This window comes from Acetobacterium sp. (assembly GCF_039830195.1).
Classification (GTDB): Bacteria; Bacillota; Clostridia; order Eubacteriales; family Eubacteriaceae; genus Acetobacterium.
Genome location: NZ_JBDODG010000033.1, coordinates 39,309 through 60,638, shown reverse-complemented (window position 1 = coordinate 60,638; position 21,330 = coordinate 39,309). Strand labels below are relative to the sequence as shown.

Annotated in this window: 21 protein-coding genes and 2 riboswitches; of the genes, 3 read left to right on the top strand and 18 right to left on the bottom strand. The window is 48.0% G+C overall.

The annotated features are described in order from the left end of the window. Positions 1 to 82 precede the first annotated feature (82 nt). Positions 83 to 268: riboswitch (cobalamin riboswitch) on the bottom strand. A 50-nt stretch (positions 269 to 318) separates the two neighbouring features. From cbiT to ABGU93_RS09825, 11 genes are all read right to left on the bottom strand, one after another. Continuing rightward, entirely contained in the window at positions 319 to 897 is a 579-nt protein-coding gene (cbiT, locus tag ABGU93_RS09875) for a precorrin-6Y C5,15-methyltransferase (decarboxylating) subunit CbiT (protein WP_347413295.1), read from the bottom strand. Beyond that, on the bottom strand, positions 890 to 1,516 hold the full coding sequence (cbiE, locus tag ABGU93_RS09870; RefSeq protein ID WP_347413294.1) for a precorrin-6y C5,15-methyltransferase (decarboxylating) subunit CbiE: 627 nt from the start codon (positions 1,514 to 1,516) through the stop codon (positions 890 to 892). Before cbiE ends, cbiT begins: the two co-directional genes overlap by 8 nt. After that, the gene (gene cbiD / locus ABGU93_RS09865; RefSeq protein WP_347413293.1) at positions 1,504 to 2,649 is read right to left on the bottom strand and encodes a cobalt-precorrin-5B (C(1))-methyltransferase CbiD; all 1,146 of its coding nucleotides are present in this window, start codon (positions 2,647 to 2,649) and stop codon (positions 1,504 to 1,506) included. Before cbiD ends, cbiE begins: the two co-directional genes overlap by 13 nt. A gap of 12 nt (positions 2,650 to 2,661) precedes the next feature. Further along, positions 2,662 to 3,402 (bottom strand): precorrin-2 C(20)-methyltransferase, encoded by a 741-nt coding sequence (gene cobI / locus ABGU93_RS09860; protein ID WP_347413292.1) that lies wholly within the window; start codon positions 3,400 to 3,402, stop codon positions 2,662 to 2,664. Then, positions 3,396 to 4,025, bottom strand: coding sequence for a precorrin-8X methylmutase (locus tag ABGU93_RS09855; protein ID WP_347413291.1), 630 nt, complete (start codon positions 4,023 to 4,025; stop codon positions 3,396 to 3,398). Before ABGU93_RS09855 ends, cobI begins: the two co-directional genes overlap by 7 nt. 57 nt (positions 4,026 to 4,082) lie before the next feature. Beyond that, the gene (locus tag ABGU93_RS09850) at positions 4,083 to 4,967 is read right to left on the bottom strand and encodes a GHMP kinase (RefSeq protein WP_347413290.1); all 885 of its coding nucleotides are present in this window, start codon (positions 4,965 to 4,967) and stop codon (positions 4,083 to 4,085) included. Further along, positions 4,964 to 6,328: a cobyrinate a,c-diamide synthase gene (locus ABGU93_RS09845; protein WP_347413289.1), complete on the bottom strand. Its 1,365-nt coding sequence runs from the start codon at positions 6,326 to 6,328 to the stop codon at positions 4,964 to 4,966. Before ABGU93_RS09845 ends, ABGU93_RS09850 begins: the two co-directional genes overlap by 4 nt. Before the next feature lie 87 nt (positions 6,329 to 6,415). Beyond that, positions 6,416 to 7,693, bottom strand: a complete 1,278-nt coding sequence (locus ABGU93_RS09840; RefSeq protein ID WP_347413288.1) for a heme ABC transporter ATP-binding protein — start codon at positions 7,691 to 7,693, stop codon at positions 6,416 to 6,418. Between the two features lies 1 nt (position 7,694). Next, the gene (locus tag ABGU93_RS09835; protein WP_347413287.1) at positions 7,695 to 8,726 is read right to left on the bottom strand and encodes an iron chelate uptake ABC transporter family permease subunit; all 1,032 of its coding nucleotides are present in this window, start codon (positions 8,724 to 8,726) and stop codon (positions 7,695 to 7,697) included. Positions 8,727 to 8,818: 92 nt separating this feature from the next. After that, on the bottom strand, positions 8,819 to 9,787 hold the full coding sequence (locus ABGU93_RS09830) for an ABC transporter substrate-binding protein (RefSeq protein ID WP_347413286.1): 969 nt from the start codon (positions 9,785 to 9,787) through the stop codon (positions 8,819 to 8,821). A 104-nt stretch (positions 9,788 to 9,891) separates the two neighbouring features. Then, positions 9,892 to 10,064: riboswitch (cobalamin riboswitch) on the bottom strand. A 23-nt stretch (positions 10,065 to 10,087) separates the two neighbouring features. Beyond that, the gene (locus ABGU93_RS09825) at positions 10,088 to 10,882 is read right to left on the bottom strand and encodes a sugar phosphate isomerase/epimerase (protein ID WP_347413285.1); all 795 of its coding nucleotides are present in this window, start codon (positions 10,880 to 10,882) and stop codon (positions 10,088 to 10,090) included. Positions 10,883 to 11,028: 146 nt separating this feature from the next. Between ABGU93_RS09825 and ABGU93_RS09820 the strand changes: the two genes are divergently transcribed. Further along, positions 11,029 to 11,787: a hypothetical protein gene (locus ABGU93_RS09820; protein ID WP_347413284.1), complete on the top strand. Its 759-nt coding sequence runs from the start codon at positions 11,029 to 11,031 to the stop codon at positions 11,785 to 11,787. On the opposite strand, the gene ABGU93_RS09815 is transcribed toward ABGU93_RS09820, so the two are convergent. From ABGU93_RS09815 to ABGU93_RS09785, 7 genes are all read right to left on the bottom strand, one after another. Beyond that, positions 11,777 to 12,745, bottom strand: coding sequence for a glycosyltransferase (locus ABGU93_RS09815; RefSeq protein ID WP_347413283.1), 969 nt, complete (start codon positions 12,743 to 12,745; stop codon positions 11,777 to 11,779). The genes ABGU93_RS09820 and ABGU93_RS09815 overlap by 11 nt on opposite strands. Then, a complete protein-coding gene (locus tag ABGU93_RS09810; RefSeq protein WP_347413282.1) occupies positions 12,738 to 13,922 on the bottom strand; it encodes an FAD-dependent oxidoreductase in 1,185 nt (394 codons plus the stop codon). The genes ABGU93_RS09815 and ABGU93_RS09810 overlap by 8 nt, the downstream gene beginning before the upstream one ends. A gap of 1 nt (position 13,923) precedes the next feature. Next, complete coding sequence (locus ABGU93_RS09805; RefSeq protein WP_347413281.1) at positions 13,924 to 15,036, bottom strand: DegT/DnrJ/EryC1/StrS family aminotransferase; 1,113 nt, start codon at positions 15,034 to 15,036, stop codon at positions 13,924 to 13,926. Positions 15,037 to 15,052: 16 nt separating this feature from the next. Continuing rightward, positions 15,053 to 15,790: a glycosyltransferase gene (locus ABGU93_RS09800; protein ID WP_347413280.1), complete on the bottom strand. Its 738-nt coding sequence runs from the start codon at positions 15,788 to 15,790 to the stop codon at positions 15,053 to 15,055. 30 nt (positions 15,791 to 15,820) lie between these two features. Next, entirely contained in the window at positions 15,821 to 16,861 is a 1,041-nt protein-coding gene (gene mtnA / locus ABGU93_RS09795) for an S-methyl-5-thioribose-1-phosphate isomerase (protein WP_347413279.1), read from the bottom strand. 2 nt (positions 16,862 to 16,863) lie between these two features. Beyond that, the gene (gene mtnP, locus ABGU93_RS09790) at positions 16,864 to 17,619 is read right to left on the bottom strand and encodes an S-methyl-5'-thioadenosine phosphorylase (protein WP_347413278.1); all 756 of its coding nucleotides are present in this window, start codon (positions 17,617 to 17,619) and stop codon (positions 16,864 to 16,866) included. Between the two features lie 130 nt (positions 17,620 to 17,749). Next, entirely contained in the window at positions 17,750 to 19,168 is a 1,419-nt protein-coding gene (locus ABGU93_RS09785) for a DUF2284 domain-containing protein (protein WP_347413277.1), read from the bottom strand. 278 nt (positions 19,169 to 19,446) lie between these two features. Here ABGU93_RS09785 and ABGU93_RS09780 point away from each other — a divergent pair, with 278 nt between their 5' ends. Both ABGU93_RS09780 and ABGU93_RS09775 read left to right on the top strand, forming a co-directional pair. Next, positions 19,447 to 20,139, top strand: coding sequence for an iron-sulfur cluster assembly scaffold protein (locus ABGU93_RS09780; RefSeq protein ID WP_347413276.1), 693 nt, complete (start codon positions 19,447 to 19,449; stop codon positions 20,137 to 20,139). 11 nt (positions 20,140 to 20,150) lie between these two features. Further along, positions 20,151 to 21,149, top strand: coding sequence for a GGGtGRT protein (locus tag ABGU93_RS09775; RefSeq protein ID WP_347413275.1), 999 nt, complete (start codon positions 20,151 to 20,153; stop codon positions 21,147 to 21,149). Positions 21,150 to 21,330: the final 181 nt, after the last annotated feature.

Genomic DNA, 21,330 nt, shown 5'->3' with positions numbered 1-21,330 from the left:
ATCCTTCTCCAACGGAGAAGGATAAAAGAATCATACTTACAAATTTAAATATAATGCTCTTACAGTCCTCTAAATCGGAGGTGTATAAGAAATCACTACAAACAGGTCTTCTGGCTCAACAATCAACTTTCCATCTCCCTTCCCGCTAATTACTTAACAGTGGTTATGAGACGGTCATCATGTTTTACAGCTGCGATTACAGCAAAGGATTTACACCTTTTTCCCTTGAATATAGGACAAGTTCACTATTTAATTGAATTCATTTTACACTAAGAATTTCTTCTTGTCAATAGCAGTTTGCACCTTTGAATGATTAATTTAGTTCACGTCGCCCGTGATAATAAAAATCGGGTTGGCGGCCTTCAGCATGGTTAACCCACCGATGCCTTCGCCCCGGCTGATGCCCACCTGAATCAGTTCGACATTGTCAAAATACTGATTCATCAGCGTGGTGGCCTGGGCGGCGTTCTCCAGGGTAACGAAGTTGGCAATGACCCGGCCGCCGGTGCGGGTATTGGCCTTGCACCACTGGAACAGCCCTTCCATGTTACCACCGGAGCCACCGATGATGACCCGGTCCACTGGTTCTTTAATTTCGGCCAGTGCTTCCGGTGCTTTACCGGGAATAATCACCACATGGTCGGCGTTAAAATGCTCTTTATTTTTTTGGACCAGCTCCAGCGCCGTTTCCTTGGCTTCCACCGCGTAGACCTTACCCTGGTCGGCGGCATAGGCTGCTTCCATGGTGAGTCCGCCGGTGCCGGCGCCGATATCCACCACCACGTCACCAGGTTCAATCCCCAGCAGTGAAATGGTCAGGATGCGGATTTCTCGTTTGGTCATTGGGGCCTTACCCCGAATATAGGCGTCGTCCTTATATCCTGCGATCTTACTCATTGATTACCACCACTACTGCCAGTCCTTCCTCCTGATAGCTCAGGGCTTCTGCCACGGTTAAGCGGGTTATCTTTTCGTTGGGATAGGATAACTCCTCGCCTACATAAAGGATGCTGTTTTCACAACCGGCCGATTGCAGAATGCCGGCAATGAACGCGGTATTATTATTTTTATCGGTGAGAATGCCCAGCTTTTTATTTTCCGCCAGGGCGGCGGCTAAATCCTGATCCCGGCCATGCAGGCTCATCAGTTTGGCATCCTCCCAGCTGAAGGCCAGTTTGGCAAAAAAATACTGCAGCGAACTGATCCCCGGGATACAGACGATGTCCTTTTCCGGCACCACTTTTTTGGCATAAGCCAACAGACTGTAAAAGCCACAATCGCCGGAAACTACCAGCGCGGTTTTCCGGCTCTGGTAGCCCTTAGCAACCTTGTCCATCAGCTCGCTCAGCGGGGTTCCCTTGCCGATAAAAAGCATTTCTTTACCGCTGGTATCAAAGCTTTCAGCGTGACGGGTGCCACAGAGGATCACTTCCGCGGCCTCAATTTCTTTTAAGGCGATGGGCAATATATAATCCGGATGTCCCGGTCCCAGTCCAATAATTTTTAATGGGTACATAATCGTTTCCTCAACTCTTCTGCGTCTTTGCTTTGTCCGAGCAAGCCATGGATCTTGGAAAATAGCACGACTTCTATTTCAATGGTGCCATAAACTCGATCGGTGACCTTTTTTCGTACGACCTCGGCCAGATGGTTAAAATAGTCTGGCAGATTTTCGGCCAGAATAATATCAGTGGCTTCATCGGTGGTTTTGGACGCCATAATTTTTGCCATGGTTTCCCGGGTTACCCCGAGTAAACCGGCGTGGGCAGTCAGAATTTCCATTCGGCCGTCGGCAACGCTGCTGTGGGTATTAAAAATTCCCCCGGCCACTTTGACTAGTTTGCCCAGATGGCCGATCAGCAGAATTTTCTCAAAGCCCATCCGTTCGGCCTCATCCAGCATAAAGCCCATAAAATTGCTGGTCTTCACCAGCACATTTTCATCCAGCCCCAATTCGTCTGAGAAATCTTTCCCATAATTACCGGGGACAAAGATGATTTCTTTAAAGCCTCTGGCATGCAAAACGGACAGCTCCAATTTTAATGAAGCTGTCCAGGCCTCTTCGCTCATCGGCTCCACAATCCCGGTGGTGCCGATGATTGACAAGCCCCCTTCAATCCCCAGCTTGGGATTAAAGGTGCGTTTGGCCAGTTCCACCCCCTGGGGAATCGACAGCTCCACCCGCCAGCCTTTGGGTAAATCTGACCGCTGTCGTACCGCGTCAGAATTCAAAATCGTATTGATCTCCTGAGCAATCATTTCCCTGGGAGTGGGATTAATCGCCGGTTCACCGGGTGGAATACTGAGTCCCACCGAGGTCACCGTCCCGACACCAACGCCGGCGGCAAACTCGATTCCAGCCCGATCTGACGGCGTGATTTTAGCAAAGACCTTGACGCCATTGGTCACATCCGGGTCATCGCCGGAATCTTTGACCACTGAACAGGAAGCTTCGTGGTCTGAAAAAGTCTGATCATGAAGCACCAGATCCAGCACCCAGCCCTTGGGCGTATTGATTTCAACCGTTTCCCATTTCTGCTGATTTAAAAACATCAACAGCGCCGCCTTGGTTGCGGCCGTGGCACAGGATCCGGTGGTATATCCATAGCGCAGGGTTTTGCCGTTTTTTTCAATGGTTTTATCTAACATCGCTTACCTCCCTTACTGAAGGGGATAATTCTTTTTGATTAACAAAGTCGATAAGTATGGAATCTTGCCTTTTAACACATCAATATCCCGGACTACCTGCTGGGTTTCCATCCCGATGTTGGATACCAGCACAAAACTTTTTTCCAGCCCGCGGGCTTCCAGTTCTTCGGCCATCCAGGCATTGTTGGCGGAAATTTTCATCACCACAATGTTCTGATGGGCATCGAGAATCGCCCGGATTTCTTCCACCGGCTGAGTCATCGCCACAACGCCCAAAGATTCTTCGCCCTGGGTCAGCGGGATGTTCAATTGCGCACCCAGATTACAGAATGACGGCACCCCGGACAGGGTAATTATTTCAATATTGCGTTTTAACAGATATTCCATCACATAAGAATAGGTACTGAAGACCATCGGGTCACCCAGGGTAATAAAGGCGACGTCCTTGCCTTCATTTAAGAGCACTTCAATTTCGTCAGCATTTTCTTGCCATTGCTTTTCCAATGCTTCCCGTTCCTGAGACAGGGAAATCATCGGAAAATTCATTTCAACGACCTTTGACAGATCGGAAATATGACTTTTAACAATTTCAAAGGCCACACTGGTGCTGCCCATTTTTTTTACCGGGGTAATCACGACATCACAGGCATCTAAAACCTTGGCGGCTTTAACGGTGAGCAGATCCGGATCTCCGGGACCGACCCCGATGCCATAAAAAATTCCTTTTTTTGCTGCTGTCATTGGTTTTACCATTCCCTTCCCAGTTGATAAAGCATGGCGTTAAGAATAGCGGCCACGACCGGGCTACCACCTTTTCGTCCGTTGATGCGGATGATCGGGCTGTCTATCTGATCCAATGCTTCTTTGGATTCAGCCGCCCCAACAAAACCAATCGGGGCGCCAATGATCAGCGCCGGTTTGGCATTGCCCAGTTTGACCTGTTCAATCAGGGTATATAAAGCGGTGGGGGCATTACCAATGGCAAAGATACCGACGCTGTCGTCCTTCAAGGCTTTTTCCATGCTGACGGTGGAGCGGGTCACGCCCCGTTCTTTGGCTTCGGCAGCCACATCGGCGTCGTGGACAAAATTGACAATTTCAATGCCGTGATCGGCCAGGGCTTTTTTATTAACGGCGACCTGAATCATCCGGGTGTCGGCGTAGATTTTCTTACCCTGTTTAAGGGCTTCCATCCCGCTTTCATATCCGCCATTCAAAATTTCCAGTAAGTCGGCATATTCAAAATCAGCGGTGGTATGAATGATCCGTTTGACCATCGGGGCAATCGCTTCCGGGAAAACCTTATCGCCCATTTCAGCGGTGATAATCTCAAAACTACGCTCTTCAATTTCTCGGGGGTTGTTAATATATTCCATATTTTCTCACTCTCTTCGTTCAATTTTTTTATTTTTTGGTCATTTAAAGCTCTATGGTCACACCGCGTCGGTGGTAATTTTTATGCCGCCGGGGATCAGGCGATTCTGGTAGATTTCGGCGTAAACCGAATTGGGAACAAATTTTTTGAAGGCCTTGAGGAACTCCTCTTCCTGAAAATCATCATTGTCATACATAATCCCAATCACCGTGCCACTATGGCCGATGACGGTGCCCAACCCGCCAAAATCCCGGGACAGACTGATCAGGCCATCCAGATAATTCTTGTTTAACCGTTTCTGGTTAAGCAGGGCGCTTTGGGTACAGGCGGCGCCAATATCCTTGAGGCTGTTGGTGCGGACGCCTTTTTCAAATTGCGCCACAATTTCGGCAAAGGTGGCTAAATCTTCCGGGGAATAGTCATCCTGGGTTTCATTAAAGGTCATCGTATCGATGCCGCCGTGAAAATCAATAATCAGAATATCCGCTGCCACGGTGCCCTCAAATTCCTTTAATACTGCTCCGCTGATATGATTAAATAAATTCAATTCGGCAAACATCAGATTGTCGGACGGCTCAATGCCGGTACACAGCAAACCGATATCCGCCTGGGTCAGCTCCAGCCCAAAATAGGCGGAAAGTCCGGCGGCCATGCCGGCAATGTCGGCGGTGCTGCTGGCCATGCCCTTTTCCAGCGGAATGTCGCTGGCCATGGTAACATGCAAATGCTCCGCTTCCCGCTGGGGAATCGCAAAGCGCCGGAAAACCGCTTCGACCTGTTTTCGGGTTTTGGGTTTTAACGTCGCCAGATTCCCCGGTCCTTCGGCGATCGTGATCCGGGAATAGCGGTCAATCGGACTGGATACCAGACAGGGATTGCCATCATACCAGCCCTGAATATATTCGCCACAGGTGCCCGGGGTTTCGACCCTGACCCGCCTCATGCCTGCCCCGCTTGATGCTCCAGGACGGCATTTAAGAGACTGGTTAAAAACATCGGGTTGCTATAAAAATGAATATGAGGATAGCCGGCCAGGACGTTTTTCTGGCGGTACCCACAGGTCCAGGTTTTGCCTTTTTTGGTGATCACATAGGCGGTGGGCAAGGCTTCCGCGGTGGTCACCAGACTGTGATGAAATTCATGGCCGCGGATATCAATGGTTTTACCACCAAGATAGGCGGTAATATTCACATAGCCAAACCGCTGCAGCCGTTTGGTCATCTGGGAATCGGCCGCGAAAAAGCCCACGGCCGGATTGGTTTCGCCGCTGTTTAAGGTCATCGACCGGGTCAGATACATCAGACCGCCGCACTCCGCATAACAGGGTAGCCCAGCTTCCAGTTTATCTTTGATATCGGTGATCATCGCTGTGTTGGCCGCCAGCTCGGCGCCGAATATTTCCGGAAAGCCGCCACCAATATATAAACCATCCAGATGCGCTGGTAAAGCCGCATCATTCAAGGGACTGAAAGGAACCACTTCCACCCCGGCGTTGGCCAGAGCCATAAAATTGTCATCATAGTAAAAATTAAAGGCCCGGTCTTTGGGCACGCCGATCCGCAGCCCCTGATATTTGTCAGAGTAGTCTAAAAAAGGATCCACAAAGGGACTCACCACCTGGTCATGCTGACTGATTTCTAATAATTTATCGAGATCGATATGGGCTTCAGCCAGTTCCCCGGCCTTATCGACCTTGTCCCGAAAATCGGCAATCTCTTCGACCGGTACCAGCCCCAGATGACGGCTGTCCATGACGATATCGGGATTATTGGGAAAATAACCCAGGCAGATCACATCGTTATAGGCTTCAATCATTTCTTTTAATAAAAGATAATGGGATTCTGATGAAATCCGATTGATGATGATCCCGACGATATTGGCCTCGGGATCAAAATCGACATAGCCTTTTACCAGCGCCGCGGCACTTTTGGCCATGCCCCGACCATCGATGATCAAAATCACCGGGGCCCCGATGGTTTTGGCCAGATAGGCACTGCTGCCGACGTCCGATTCCAGACTATGACCGTCATAGAGACCCATGACCCCTTCCGCAATGCCCAGATCATCCGACTCCAGCCGCCTGAAAAAGAGACCCCGGATCGTTTCTTCGTCTAACATCCAGGTGTCCAGATTAATTGAGGGCTCCCCGGTCACAAAGCGATGAAACATCGGATCGATGTAATCCGGACCGGTTTTAAAGGGTTTTACCCGCAGGCCCCGTTTCTTGAAGGCCGCCATGATGCCCATGGTAACCGTTGTTTTGCCAACATTACTGCTGGCTCCGGCCAGCATAAAATAATTCATAATTCTGCCTCCTTTTTAAATGACACGATCTCTATTAGAAATTTCGCCGAGCGGCTGCCGATGCTGACATACCAACCCTTTGCCTAACTATTTTTCTTCAATCAGGGTCAACGCTTTGATTATTTCGATAAATTCCTGATGATCATCAATTTCGTTGACCTTCTTTTGCTTTTTAATGGCCGCCAGCCGCTTTTCCAGCTGGCCTTCGGTGAAATCATTGTTCAGACAATTCCGGTGAAAATAAATCTCACCGGTCAGCTTTTCCAGACCGATCAGGTTAGCAATGTTACCGTGACCAAAAGGCAGATCGGAAATCAGAATCACGTCACTCTCCGCCATCACGGCCAGATTTTCGGCCTGTTTTTCGCTGCTGATGGCGGTAAAGGGGCTTTCTTCAATCATCGGAATGCCCAGCACATCACAGATGGTCCAATCGTCACTGCCCTGATTGACCACCCCGGCAGTAACCTGATGACCCATGGCCTCCAGTTCTTCTAACACCTGGGAAGCCTTGTTGCCGCCACAGATGACATGAATCCGCAGACTACGGTAATCTTCCGATTCTTTAATCACCCGGAGCGGAATGATCTCCGGTTTTCCAAACAGCTTATTCTCCTGAATAAACATTTTCATCTCATAGACTTTTTTGAGATTGGCTTCGGTGATCACATCTTTGGGGGTGCCGTCCACAACTACCCGGCCGTCTTTCATTAAAATCAGCCGGTTGCAGTAACGGGCCGCCAGATTAATATCGTGCAGCACCGCTACCACGGTCATTGATTTTTTCAAATTCAGATTGCGGATCAACTCCATTACTTCAATCTGGTGATGGATATCCAGTGCTGAGGTGGGTTCATCCAAGAGGATGATATCCGGTTCCTGGGCAATCGCCCGGGCAATAATCACCCGCTGTTTTTCGCCGCCGCTGAGATTATTATAGAGCCGTTTTCGAAACTGGAGGGTCTTGGTGGCCCGCATCGCCTCGGTTACAATCGCATAGTCATTCTGACTTTCCTTGGTCCGATAACTCAGATAAGGGTTTCTTCCCATCAGGACGATGTCCTCAACGGTGAAATCATAATCGATATCAAAGGACTGGGGCACGACTGCAATCATTTGGGCCCGTTCCCGTTGGGTATAGCGGGTATTGTCCTTTTCTTCCAGGGTAATGACCCCGGATTTCACCGGCAACAGTCCCGATAAGCATTTTAACAGGGTTGACTTCCCGGTGCCGTTGGGACCGATCAGTCCGACAAACTCGCCCTGGCAGATAGTGGCGTTAAAGCCCTGCAGGATATCTTTTTCACCATAGCCGGATACCACTTCCTTAAAATCCAGCATGATTCTTGGCATTAACCGTTCCATCTCAGGCACCCCCTTGCTTGCGTTTTCTCAAGAGATAAACAAAGAAGGGTCCCCCGAAGGCGGCGGTGATAATCCCCACCGGGATCTCCTGGCCAGTCACGGTGCGGGCCAGGGTGTCGCACAGAATCAGAAACGCCCCGCCAAAGAGCAATGAAAAAGGAATCAAGACCCGGTGTTTCGGACCGGTTACCAACCGCACAATATGGGGCACTACCAATCCGACAAAGCCGATGATCCCGGTAACCGAGACCACGGCGGCGGTTAGCAGCGACGAGGTAATCAGAATTTTCTTTTTTAAACGCTCGGTATCGACCCCCAGCTGGGTAGCCGTTTCCTCGCCCAACAGCATGATATCCAGCTCCCGGACTGAGGTCAGCATGATTACCCCGCCGACAATCACATAGGGCAGCACCGTTAACACCTGGCCCCAGCCCTTGCCGTTTAAACTGCCCATGATCCAGAACATAATCTGGGTCATTTCTTCCTGATTGAAAATCATCAGCAGATACATGATCGCACTGATGGTTTGGCCGATGGCGATACCGCTGAGCAACAGTGTCGCCACCGGCACCTTGCGACCAACCCGGGAAATATTATAAACCACCAGAATCGATGCAAAAGATCCGACAAAGGCCAAAATAGCCGTGCCATTCATCCCAAATAAACTGCTGGAAAAATTCATCACAATGCCAATGGTCGCCCCCAGAGCCGCCCCGGAGGAGACCCCTAAAATGTAGGGATCGGCCATCGGGTTTTTAAAGATGCCCTGATAGGCAGCGCCGCAGATGGCCAGCACCCCACCGGTAATAAAAGCCAGAATAATCCGCGGCAGGCGGACATTCCAGATAATCGCAACGGCGCCGGCGCTGATATTCTCCATCCCCAGATCGATATGAAAGAGCTGGTCCAACAAAATTTTATTGGCATCCCAAAAAGATATCGATGCCACTCCCAATAAGGTACAGACGTAAATGATGATGATACAAATGGCAATGGATATGATAATGCTGTATTTTTTGACGCTGTTTTTCATGATTTCTCCCGTTGATCGTTTTATCTGTTCACCCCCTGAGTCTCTCGTTAAGAAAACCAGGGGGCGAACAGCCTTCGCCCCATAAGACAGATTTATTTAGTAAATATTTCCGGATAAATACTCTCCGCGATCAAGGCCATTCCTTCAATAATCCGGGGACCGGGGCGCTGGATCATATCACTTTCCGGGGTCAGATATTCAAAGTAGACCAGTTGATCATTGATAATTGCATTGATCTTGTCAAAACCTGGAGTGGCCTTAACATCCTCTGGTTTGGTATACAGAGAAATATAAACATCCGGGTTGTCGGCAATGATTTCTTCGGTGCTAAGCTGCGGCCACTGCTCCGCTCCGTCAGCGGCAATATTGACCGCATTCAGGTCGGTGAGCATCGAATCCAGGGTGGAACCGGGACCGGCGGTGTAGAATTTTCCGATATCAAAAAAGACTGATTTTTGAGTTTTAGCGGTTTTAGCCTTTTCGATTAACGCTTCACGATCGGTGTCCATTTTTTCGACGATTTCTTTAGCTTTATGATTGGCATTTGTCACTTCGCCAGCCTGAACAATATTGGCCAGCACCCCGTCGATATCGGCCGCATTAAAGGTGATGACCTTGGCGCCGGTGGCTTCCAGTTGTTGTTTGATATCATCAGAAACAAAATCTGAGGCCACCACAATATCCGGAGCCAGCTCAATAATTTTTTCCAGGGTCGGTGAGTTAAAGCTGCCAATATCGGTTACTGCCAAAGCCGCTTCGGGATAGTCACAGTATTTTGTCCGTCCCACCACCTTGTCGCCCTGATCCAGGGCAAACAGAATTTCGGTGGTGGCCGGCGACAGCGAGACAATCTTCTGCGGTTCCTTTTCGATAGTCACGGCGTTTCCGGCATTATCGGTTACGGTTACCGGGTAAGCGGTCGAACCACTTTTTGTTTCAACGCCCGCTCCATCCGCTGTCGTTTTGCTTTGTTGACATCCGCTAAAGGATAGCATCACGGCTAAAATAACGAGAATAGCCAATAAACTTCTCATGCTTTTCTTTTTCATTTTCTTCTTCATTTTCTTCCTTCTTTTTCTTTATTTTTTTGCATTTTTTGCAAAAATAAATCCAGCTTCCTGAGGAGGCTGGATACTAAACAAAAGGTTTAATCCTGTTCTTCCCACCGAAGAATATCAATGATTATGAGTGTCCTGACTTATGCGTATCCTTGGTTCTCCCTTCCCGTCCTGAGACAGTGGTACAAGAACCGCGTTGGCAATTACAGTAGCGGGGGCTGTAGGGGTCTTCCACCCCTTTCCTCATCAATTTTCTATTATATTAGTGGAAGTGTATCATAGAATCGGCAACTTTTCAATTGATTATTTTTGCCGTGGTTTTCCATCGTTTACTGCCAGACTGTGAAGCACTGCCCGGGCAAAATCCCGAGGCTCTTTTTCCTGCCAGGCTTCGTTAGCCAGCACCTCATAGGAAATGGTTGTAATGGTTGGGACTGTCAGAATTTCGGCCATCACTTCATCCAGTGGGATCTCACCTTCGCCGGGGATCCAATGACGGTCGGCCTGAAAGTCATTGTCAGAAAGGTGCAGGGCCTTGATCCGGTGCTTGTGTGTTTTTAAAATCCGGCCGCAGTTCTGCTCTTCCAGAAAATCGTGGGAGCTGTCATAACACATCCCAAACCGGGGGGCATCAATCTGCTCCAACAGATAACTAAGCAGATGCTGCCGGGAGACGTTTTCCACCGCCAGATCAACATCGTATTTTTCAGCGGCATCCGCCAGCTCCGAGAAAAAAGCGCGCCCCTTATCAAGATCCGGCTGAAATTCATCAAGATCATTGGTATGCATCACCATCGCCGGAATCTCAAAAGCCTGGCAGTCTTTTAAATAATCTTTGAACATCTGCAGCTTGGGCTGAATCTCCATCCGCGAGGCTGTCCAGATATCACTATAACCGATAAAGGGGGCATGAATATTGGTGATCTCCAACCCGTTTTTTCTGACCAGCTCCGGGAATTCCTCTTTCTTTAAGGCCCAGGGTTCAAACTCATCCTCCCAGGAAATCATCGCTTCTTCAAAACCGGCATCGGCAATGACTTTAATCCGATCCTCAAAATTCATAAAATAACCAAACCAGGAAAACATACTATAGTTCATAACGATCTCTCATTCTAAAATAAATTTTACCAAACAAAATTTTATTGCTTATATTTACCCCACGACCACAATTGAAACGCTGGTCAACTTTTTTAAACTGCGTTATAATACAATCAAAATCAAACATACAAAATTGGAGATAATCTATGAAAAAATATTCCAAGGGCATCCTGATCGGCATCGGTTTTATTACTCTATCCGCCATTCTTTATTATGCACATTTTTTAATCTTTAAAGATTCCCATCATATCTTTCTCTATCTCCTTGGCGACATTGCTTTTTTACCAATTGAAGTGCTGCTGGTTTCGGTAATTTTCCACAAAGCCATCGAAGATAAAGATAAAAAGGAACGTTTGAAGAAAATCAATATGGTCCTCAGTGTTTACTTTTCCGAAGCCGGCGTCGAACTGATGCAGTTCTTTTCCCGGGAAGATGACAATTTATCTGATTTTCAGGAATCCCTGTTAATTAAACCCCAATGGGATACCAGAGATTATAAAAACGCCCTAAAAAATCTGAAAGCGATCAACCATCATCTAAATTTTAGCGGGCCCTGTCTGATCAGTCTCCGCGACTTCCTCACATCTCACCGGGATCTTTTCCTAAAACTGCTGGAAAATCCGTTTTTGGTTGAACATGAAACCTTCACCGACCTGATCATGTCACTTTCCCATGCGGAGCAGGAACTGTCCAGCCGCAAGAATCTGCTGGAACTCAATGACAATGACTACCGCCACCTGATGACCGACATTGAGCGGGCCTATAAACTGCTGCTGGTGGAATGGCTGCTGTATATGAACCATCTGCGCAAGTCCTATCCCTTCCTGTACTCCTTTTCGATCCGGACCAATCCCTTTGATCCCAATGCCGAAGTCGAAATTCCCGGGAAGCAGGCTACTCGCTGATCGTTTCCACCGACTCGATGGTGTACTTCTGTTTGCTGAAGACCAGTTCCATCAGCATTGATAAGTATTTGATAATGACGGCCAGAATCACAAAGACGCCGAAGAAGCCAAAGACAATCACCAGCATCATCGAGGTATAGCCGGACACCACTTCTTCGGTAACATAGCTGACCAGGGTATAGATGCCGATGCCAAAGGTGGCCACCATCATAAAGACCGCCGCCAACAGGGTCATCTTATAGGCCACGTTGGTGAACAGGATCAGCGAATCAGCGGCCATTTCTTTGCGCTGATGGCGGGTTTCCTTGTCGTAGTCCTTGGTGCAGGAGCTATCATTATCGTACTCAATAGTGTCGATCTTCAAGCCGCAGTTGGCATAAACCGCCTTGCGGTAAGGGATCGTCTTGCTCATCGAATGAACCCGATTAATCGCCCGCCGTGACAACACCCGGAAGTTTTCCGTCCGCAGTGGATGGGGGCTGTGGGAGTAACGGTTGAAGACCGTGTAAAAAAGCCGGGAAGTCTTGCGCCCGCATTTTTTCGGGGCAGCATTGACAATATCAAAACCGGTCAGGCTGTGGTGATAGACGTCCATCATCAGCTCAGCCTCATAATCCATGACCATATTGTCAAATTCAAAAACAAAATCGCCGATGGACAGATCAATGCCAGCATTCATGGCCAGCTCGACACCCTGGCAAAAGCTCATATTGACGACGTTGATGACCGTCCCGGCAATGCTTTTACCAATCTCCCGGATGACCGCCAGACTGTTATCATCTGAGGCGTCATTGACGCAGATAATCTGATAGTTTTCAAAATTGGCGTTTAAAACCCCGTTAATCTTTCCCAGAAAATCCCGGATCCGTTCTTCATCATTATAAATATAGATCACTGCCGAGACAAAGTTCTTTTCTTTATCCGGCGCAACCCCTTTATTTTCTTGCTGTCTAGTCATTTTTCAATACCTCATCCAAATCGTAAACCGTATTTATTTTCCCCGACAATACCGAGACAAAGGTCGGTTTTTCGCTGACCTTGCGGACCACCGTGGGCCGCGAGTCGTCCACCTCGGAAGCCTTTAAGATCGGCTTCATCGAATAGAGCGAGCCGGCATAGCTAAAGCCATAATCTTCCTTTAGATATTTCTCGGCCATATTGGACATATAGGGCCAGGCGGATTGCGGTTTGGCAATGCAATCATTACAGTTTCCCAGTTGCTGGGGACTGCAATAGCCCCGGCTTTTTTCCTGACAGTTAAATTGGGGCAAGCTGTCAAAGGACGACACATGGGGCGTAAAGGTCACCGAAGTCAGGGAATGATACCCGGTTTTACCAAAGGGCATCACCGAAAAAAAGGGGCCGTCCATCACCGTGATACCCACCTCGGGCAGCTTGTTTTGCGGCTGACAGAGAATGATTTCACACAGTTCATACTTAATCTTAAACGGCTCAAAACCGGCCAGATCGAGGATCTGATTGGTTGATCCGTAGGTGGCATTCAACAGAAAACCGGTTTCTGCGACTGCGCCACTTGCCAGGGTCAGGGCATAGACATCACTGCCCTTATCAATGGTTTGAAGTCGAACCCCATATTTGATTTCAACATTAGTCATCTTTTCCAGCGCATCGATAAAATACTGCCCCAATATCCCGGCGTCATAGGTGTATTCTTTGGTCAGGTAGGCGCCGTCACAGAGTCCCTTTTTAAAATACTTCTCAGGAAATAATTCTTCACAGGGAATTTCCGCCGCCTGACAAAACTGGGTAAACTGTTCCCGGTTGGTCCAGCTGAAACTGTCGCTGGTGGCATAAACCTGGTCAAATTCACTGTGGATGCAGAAATCATAATCCTTGATAAAACGATTGAAATAATGAGCCGATTTGATTGCCGTGGCATAGGACCGGGGGTAGTGGTACCCCATGTGGACCCGGGCCTGGTTGATATAGGTGGCCCGCTGAAACGGTGATTTTTCCCATTCCAGCACCAGTACCCGCTCACCCCGCTCGCCGCAGGTCTTGGCCGCATAAAGGCCGTAAAGACCGGCGCCGATAATGATTTTGTCCCAGGTGTTTTTGTTGGATTTGTTTTTATTTGAATTGTTTTTGTGCGAATCGTTTCTATTCTCAGTCATCTTATGACTCCAGCAACCTGGGCACAAAGGCATTGATAGCGGTTACGACGGCATCAATTTCGGTATCAGTCATCCCATAGAACAATGGCAGCGAAAGAACCTGATCCGCCAGTTTTTCGGTAATTGGCAGACTGCCCCGGCCAATGTTCAGATAGGCATAGGCTTCTGACAAATGGGGTGGAATCGGATAATGAATGATGCTGCCGATCCCCGCGGTTTCCAGATAATCCTTCAGCTCATCCCGATAGGGGGTGGTAACGACAAACTGATGCCAGACCGTGGTGGCCTGGTCCCGCAGTTTAGGCAACGCAATCACCGGGTTATTCATCTTGTTGAGATAGGCTGTGCAAACGCGGTTGCGGTCAGCATTAAGCTGATCCAGATAACGAAGCTTGACGTTAAGCAGCCCGGCCTGGAGCTCGTCCAACCGGGAATTGGTGCCGACCACCTTATTATAATAGCGCTTCTCACTGCCGTAAAAACGATACATCCGAAAGGCCTGATCCAGTTCGGGGCTGTTGGTGGTAATGGCCCCGCCATCGCCGAAAGCGCCGAGATTTTTGGACGGATAAAAGCTGAAACAGCCGATATCGCCAAACGAACCGGTCATCTGACCCTGATAGGTGGCGCCATGGCTTTGGGCGCAATCTTCCACCAGATAAAGGTTATGCTTTTTAGCAATCGCCACAATCTTATCCATTTCGCAGCTGGTACCGTAAAGGTGGACCACCAGAATCGCTTTGGTCTTGGCGGTAATCATCGCTTCAATTTTATCCGCATCGATACTATGGAAAGCGTCCGGCTCGACAAAAACCGGGGTGGCATCGTTAATCGTTATGCCCATCACGCTGGCAATATAGGTGTTGGCCTGAACAATGACCTCGTCGCCGGCGCCAATGCCCAAAACACGAAAAGAAAGCCACAGGGCATCTAAACAGTTTCCCAGGCCGACGCAGTAATTGGTGCCGATATAGTTGGCAAAATCTTTTTCAAAGCGGTCCACTTCATTCCCGAGAACATAGTTGCCGCTTCTTAAAATTTCCAATGCTTTGTTTTCATATTCTTGCTGATGTTCTTGATAATGTCGTAGTAAATTATTTGCTGGTACCTTCATCTTGTCTCCTCTGCTGTCAGGATTTAGTCTTTTGACGATCTTCTCTGATAAATTCTGACTTTAAAAATTTAATCTGCTTGAGATAGGATACCACAGTTTTAACAACCTTTACCTTAGTATCATAATCATCTTCCCAGATCACCGGAATATCATGCACTTCAAGGCCCAGGCGCTCGGCGCGCAGCAGCAGCTCAACGCAATAAAACCAGCCATTGTCCTGGCTGGAAGCAGCAATCAACTGATCAAAGGTCTCTTTACGATAAAAATCAAAGCCGCAGAGGGCATCGGTAAACTGATTTTTAAACACCACATGCAAGAGGCCATTAAGTCCCCGGGAGGTAAATTCTCTAGAAGGCTTGCGTCCCATCACGGTGGAATTTTTCATCAGCCGGGAGCCCTTGATAATTTTTATCTCCGGCTGGTTTTCAAAAATATCCTTAACCTGTCTGAGATGCTCAATATTGGTGGAAAGGTCAATGTCCATATAGCCAATCACTTCACAGCTGTTGTCCGCCGCACCGGTTCGCAGGGCCACCCCTACGCCCCGATGTGGGGTCTTCAGATAATGGACCTCGGGATACTTTTCGCACAGCCGGCGGCTGATCGCCTCGGTGGCATCGGTGGAGCCGTTATCGATGATGGTCAGCTGATAATCAAACAGCTTGTTTTTTTTGAGGAAAACCAGGGTTTTTAAAATCCCCTTTTCCAGACGCCGTTCTTCATCGAGAACGGGAAATAATATATTTACTTTCATGATTCATCCTTTAGCTTTATTTTTATTCTTTCAGCTTGGGAATTCTTTAAGCTTAGGTATATTAATGTCATAGGGCGGATAAACCACACCCTTTTCAGTGATAATCGCCGTCACATTCTGGTGGGGGGTGACATCAAAGGCCGGATTTTCCATGGCGACCCCGTCCGGTGCCACCTGAATGCCGCAGATATGACTGATCTCGCGGCAGTCCCGCTGTTCGATGACAATCTCATCGCCAGATTTCATGGTAAAATCTATCGTTGAGGTCGGTGCTGCCACATACATCGGAATGCCATGGGCCTTGGCCAGTACCGACACCGAATAGGTCCCGATTTTATTGGCCACATCGCCATTCGCCGCAATCCGATCGGCGCCGACAATAACGCCGTCAATTTTACCCAGCTTCATCATCCAGCCGGCCATGTTGTCAGTGATCAGGGTGACCGGGATGCCGTCGGCGTGAAGCTCGTAAGCCGTCAGCCGGGCGCCCTGTAAAAAAGGCCGGGTTTCGTCAGCATAGACAGAAATATTTTTGCCTGCTTCGTGGGCCGCCCGGATCACGCCCAGGGCGGTGCCGTAATCAGCCGTGGCCAGGGCGCCGGCGTTGCAGTGGGTCAAAATGGTATCGTTCTGATGGATCAGCTCGGCACCATGTTTGCCCATATCCCGACACATCTGAATGTCTTCGGCACAGATGGCCTGAGCTTCATCCTTTAATATCGCAACCAACTCCACCGGTTGTTTATCGGCATTGGCCGCCATCACATCTTCCATCCGCTTAATCGCCCAGAATAAATTCACGGCGGTGGGACGGGTAGACGCCAGTAATTCGCAAACTTCTTTCATTTTATCATAAAAAACGTCTTTTGGCTCATTTTGATATTCCAACGCACCAAAATAAACACCGTAGCCAGCGGTTACCCCGATGGCCGGTGCGCCGCGAACGATCATATCGACAATGGCTTTAGCAATTTTCCGATAATCGGTATAAGCATGGACAATAAACTCGGTGGGCAGCTTGGTCTGATCAATCAGCTTCAGCTCCCCATCTTCTAAATAAACGGGTTTCAAGCCTACACCTCTAATTTATCGATGAGCTTAAAGATCAGCGCTTTAACTTTTTCAGTATTTTCATTTAATACCCGGATAACATCCTCATTGGTGACCGGTTTAATATCGGGATGGCCTTCCAGGCCGGAATCATAATCAGTGATCAGGGCAATGTTCACCACCGGGATTTCCTGTTCCAGACACAGATAACCTTCGGGATACTGGGTCATATTAACCACATCGGCACCCATCATCGCAAACATCCGGCTTTCGGCCACGGTCGAAAAACGGGGGCCGTTGATAACAATCACGGTGCCGCCGAAATGAGCTGTAATGCCACATTCTTTCGCGGCTTCCATGGCCATGACACGCAGCTTATGGTCATAGGGATGGGCCGAGCTGATATGATTGACCTTGGGTTTTTCAAAAAACGTATCTTTACGGCCAGAGGTCATATTGATAAACTGATCGGTGACTACAAAATCCCCGGGTTTCATGTCAAATTTCAGACTGCCGACGCAACAGGGTGAAATAATCGCTTTGACACCCAGGCTTTTCATCGCAAAAATATTGGCCCGGTAATTAATTTCGGAAGGATTCAAGGTATGTTCTTTGCCGTGTCGCGGCAGAAATGCCACGGTTTTTTCGCCCACCTTGACCAGACTGATATCATCCGAGGGCTTGCCATAGGGGGTATCCACTTCAATTTTCTTTACGTCCGCACTTAATTCATAGAGACCTGAACCGCCAATAACGCCAATATCTGCTGAATAATACATGATTTCTCTCCTTCAAATTGTTTTATTATTGTCTATTTATCAAAACTGGTGATGACTGCCATAGCGCAAATTAGATTGTGCCCGGGACGATACACCCATCCCAAACACAATCTAGATCATCAATTTTATTTTATTCGGGAATAACCAGGCTGGCCAGGGTGGATTTTTTGACGATCGGTTCATCGTCGTCCAGCGGCGCCTTAAAGCCCAGCCACTGATATTTGGAGTCGTCTTCTTCCTCAACTGGGTCTTCAACTGGCTCGGCAACAACTTCCGCAACCGCTTCTGCAACTGCTGCCGAACTGACCGCCGGTTCTTCTGCCGCTGCGTTATCCGCTGCCTTTTCCCCATCGGTTTTGTCATAATACGGGGTGCAATCTTCGGCTGGAACAACTTCCGGAGCAACTTCGGCCGCTTCCTGAGTATCCTCATCCGCCGGCACTTCTTCACCATCCAGAATCAGTTCGGTCATTTTAGGGATCGGCCGTTTGACAATTTCGTCGTCATCCAGCGACGCTTTAAAGCCCAGCCATTGATACTTGCTATCATCCTCTTCTTCAACCATTTCCGGCTCAGGGGGCGCTACTTCGACAACCGCTGCCACGGCCGCTTCTTCCGCTTTGACCTCCGGGGCGGCATCTTCATCATAGATTTTTTCAGCTTCCATTTCTTCCGCTGTTTTTTCCGGAATCAGCTCTTCTTCACCTTGAATCGTGACGGTGTAGCCCTTTTTCATGGCATCATCTTCAGGATTTTTTTCCGCCTTGTAGCCAACCCAGCTTTTCTGCGGTCGATAAGGTGGGATCTCATCATCGATGATTTTGGCCTTGGCCAGTACCGCGGCACTGCCACCGTGAATGGTTTCTTCCGGTTTGATGGTTTCCGAGGTATGAAATTCCGTCTCGGGATTTCGCTGATCCTTCTTTTCCCAGCTTTTCTTTTTATCCGGGAAATATTTCTTCAGGATCTCCTTGGGAATTTCTTCATTGCAGAGGATCGCCGACACCGACGTCAGCACCTCCGGCAGGCGGTAGGTGTCGCCCCATTTGATCGTCATCCCGACCTCGTATTTTAGCAGATCTGCCACATTAAAGCCTAACGACTCCAATGAAAAGCGCATCAGTTTGGGGTTACGGCAGGGTTGATTTATTTTTCGGGCACATTCCATTCCCTGGGTTTCACAAATCGGACAATTGCCGGGGATCAGGCCGATCACCCCATCCACCTCATTTTCAATTTCCAGCAGCGTTTTCCAGGTCATCACCTTGATCGCCTGGAGCTTATCGGTACAATAGTTTTTAACCGCCTCGGGATCGCGAACATTCCGCAGATCTTCCCGGGGGACCTCCATCTGTCTGCCGATAATATGCATATATTTAAACTGTTTTAAAAAGATTGCTTCATCAAATATGTAAGGAGGACAAGACCAATACTTAGAAAAATTTGGACATGCCTTACAAAAGCCCAGTGTTTTTTCACGATTGAAATACTCTTCCATTAAGTACTCCACTCGTTTTGCTCCCAGGCTAAGTTTGTTTTTCAATTCCATTCGTTTACATCCCTTCTCAATCAATCCGCGGATTAATCGACCAAATATGTATCAATATGTTTAATTAATTTTTAAGATAAGTTCCCGAACCAAAGATAAAATTCACCTATTTTAGGTTCTTGCCCTATTCTACATCGATTTCTCCATTTCATCAATTAAACTTTTTGTCCAATTCGGGTATTTTTCTCCGTTTCTTTAAAATGACAAAATATTACCTGTTTATTTTGAAATTTAAAGTTTATAATTAAAGGAGTAATTTTTTGAAGGGAGATTAATGAATGGAATATTCTCACGAAATTAAAAGAATGTGTACCGTTGGTAATAATGCAAACCACGGTTGTGCCCCAATCCCAGAGGAGGGAAAATGGGTTCAGGCAAAAGATGTAACCGATATCTGCGGTTTAACTCATGGTATTGGCTGGTGTGCCCCACAACAAGGCGCCTGTAAATTGACCCTTAATGTAAAGGATGGCATCATCGAGGAATGTCTGATTGAAACCATCGGCTGTTCGGGAATGACTCATTCAGCTTCGATGGCCTCTGAAATTATGCCAGGAAAAACGATCTTAGAAGCACTTAACACGGATTTAGTTTGTGATGCAATTAACACCGCAATGCGGGAATTGTTTTTACAAATCGTATATGGCCGTACCCAAACGGCTTTCTCTGAGGGCGGACTGCCAATTGGCGCCGGACTTGAAGATTTGGGCAAAGGTTTACGAAGCCAGGTTGGGACTACCTATGGTACCCTTGCCAAAGGACCTCGCTACCTTGAAATTGCCGAAGGTTATATCCAGAAATTGGCGTTAAACAAAAACGACGAGATTGTTGGTTACTCCTTCGTTCATCTTGGAAAAATGATGGAAAGTATCAATAACGGCGTTGAGCCAGCAGCTGCTTTGGAAAAAGCTTCTGGTAAATACGGACAATTCGACGATGCAGTCAAATACATCGATCCAAGAAAAGAATAGGAGGAGATCACATGGCATTATTTGAAAGTTATGAAAGAAGAATCGCTAAAATTGAAGAAGTTTTAGCTGCCAACGGCATTGCCTCTTTAGAAGAAGCAAAAGCTATCTGTGATGAAAAAGGCATTGATGTGGCTGGCATTGTTAAAAGCATTCAGCCCATCTGTTTTGAAAACGCCTGCTGGGCTTACACCTTAGGTGCTGCCCTGGCCATTAAACGCGGCATTACCAATGCTGCCGATGCATCCGAAGTGATCGGCGAAGGCTTACAGGCTTTCTGTATTCCCGGTTCGGTTGCCGAACAACGTAAGGTTGGTTTAGGTCACGGTAACCTCGGCGCCATGCTCTTAAGAGAAGACACCGAATGTTTCGCCTTCCTGGCCGGCCACGAATCCTTTGCTGCTGCTGAAGGTGCCATCGGCATCGCCCGCTCAGCCAACAAGGTTCGAGTCAAACCTTTACGGGTTATCTTAAACGGTTTGGGAAAAGACGCCGCGCTGATTATTTCTCGAGTCAATGGCTTTACCTATGTCAAAACCGATTATGATTTTGCCACCGGCGAGCTTAACATCGTTTCAAAAACACCTTATTCCGATGGCGAACGCGCTGCGGTTAACTGTTACGGATCGAATGATGTGCAAGAAGGCGTTGCCATCATGCATCACGAAGGGGTTCATGTTTCCATCACCGGAAACTCCACCAACCCGACCCGTTTCCAACACCCTGTTGCCGGCACCTATAAAAAGGAAGCCCTGGAACAAGGCAAGAAATATTTCTCCGTTGCCTCCGGCGGCGGTACCGGCCGAACCCTTCATCCTGACAATATGGGCTCAGGCCCAGCTTCCTACGGGATGACCGACACCATGGGCCGAATGCACTCCGACGCTCAATTTGCCGGTTCTTCATCTGTTCCCGCCCATGTTGAAATGATGGGACTGATCGGAATGGGTAATAACCCGATGGTTGGCGCAACCGTTTCTGTTGCGGTGGCGATTGAGGAAGCAAGTAAGTAGGCTAGACTTATTTGTTAGCGATATCATGCGATTTTAAGCGAGTTCGATTGAGATTGGTTTTAGTTGTATGACACATGTAATATAAAAATTATTAAAAAAACCAGACTATTACAGTCTGGTTTTTTATGTTTTAAACAAGCTTTCTAATTTTCTGTGATGGCTGATTTACCACTATCCGTTA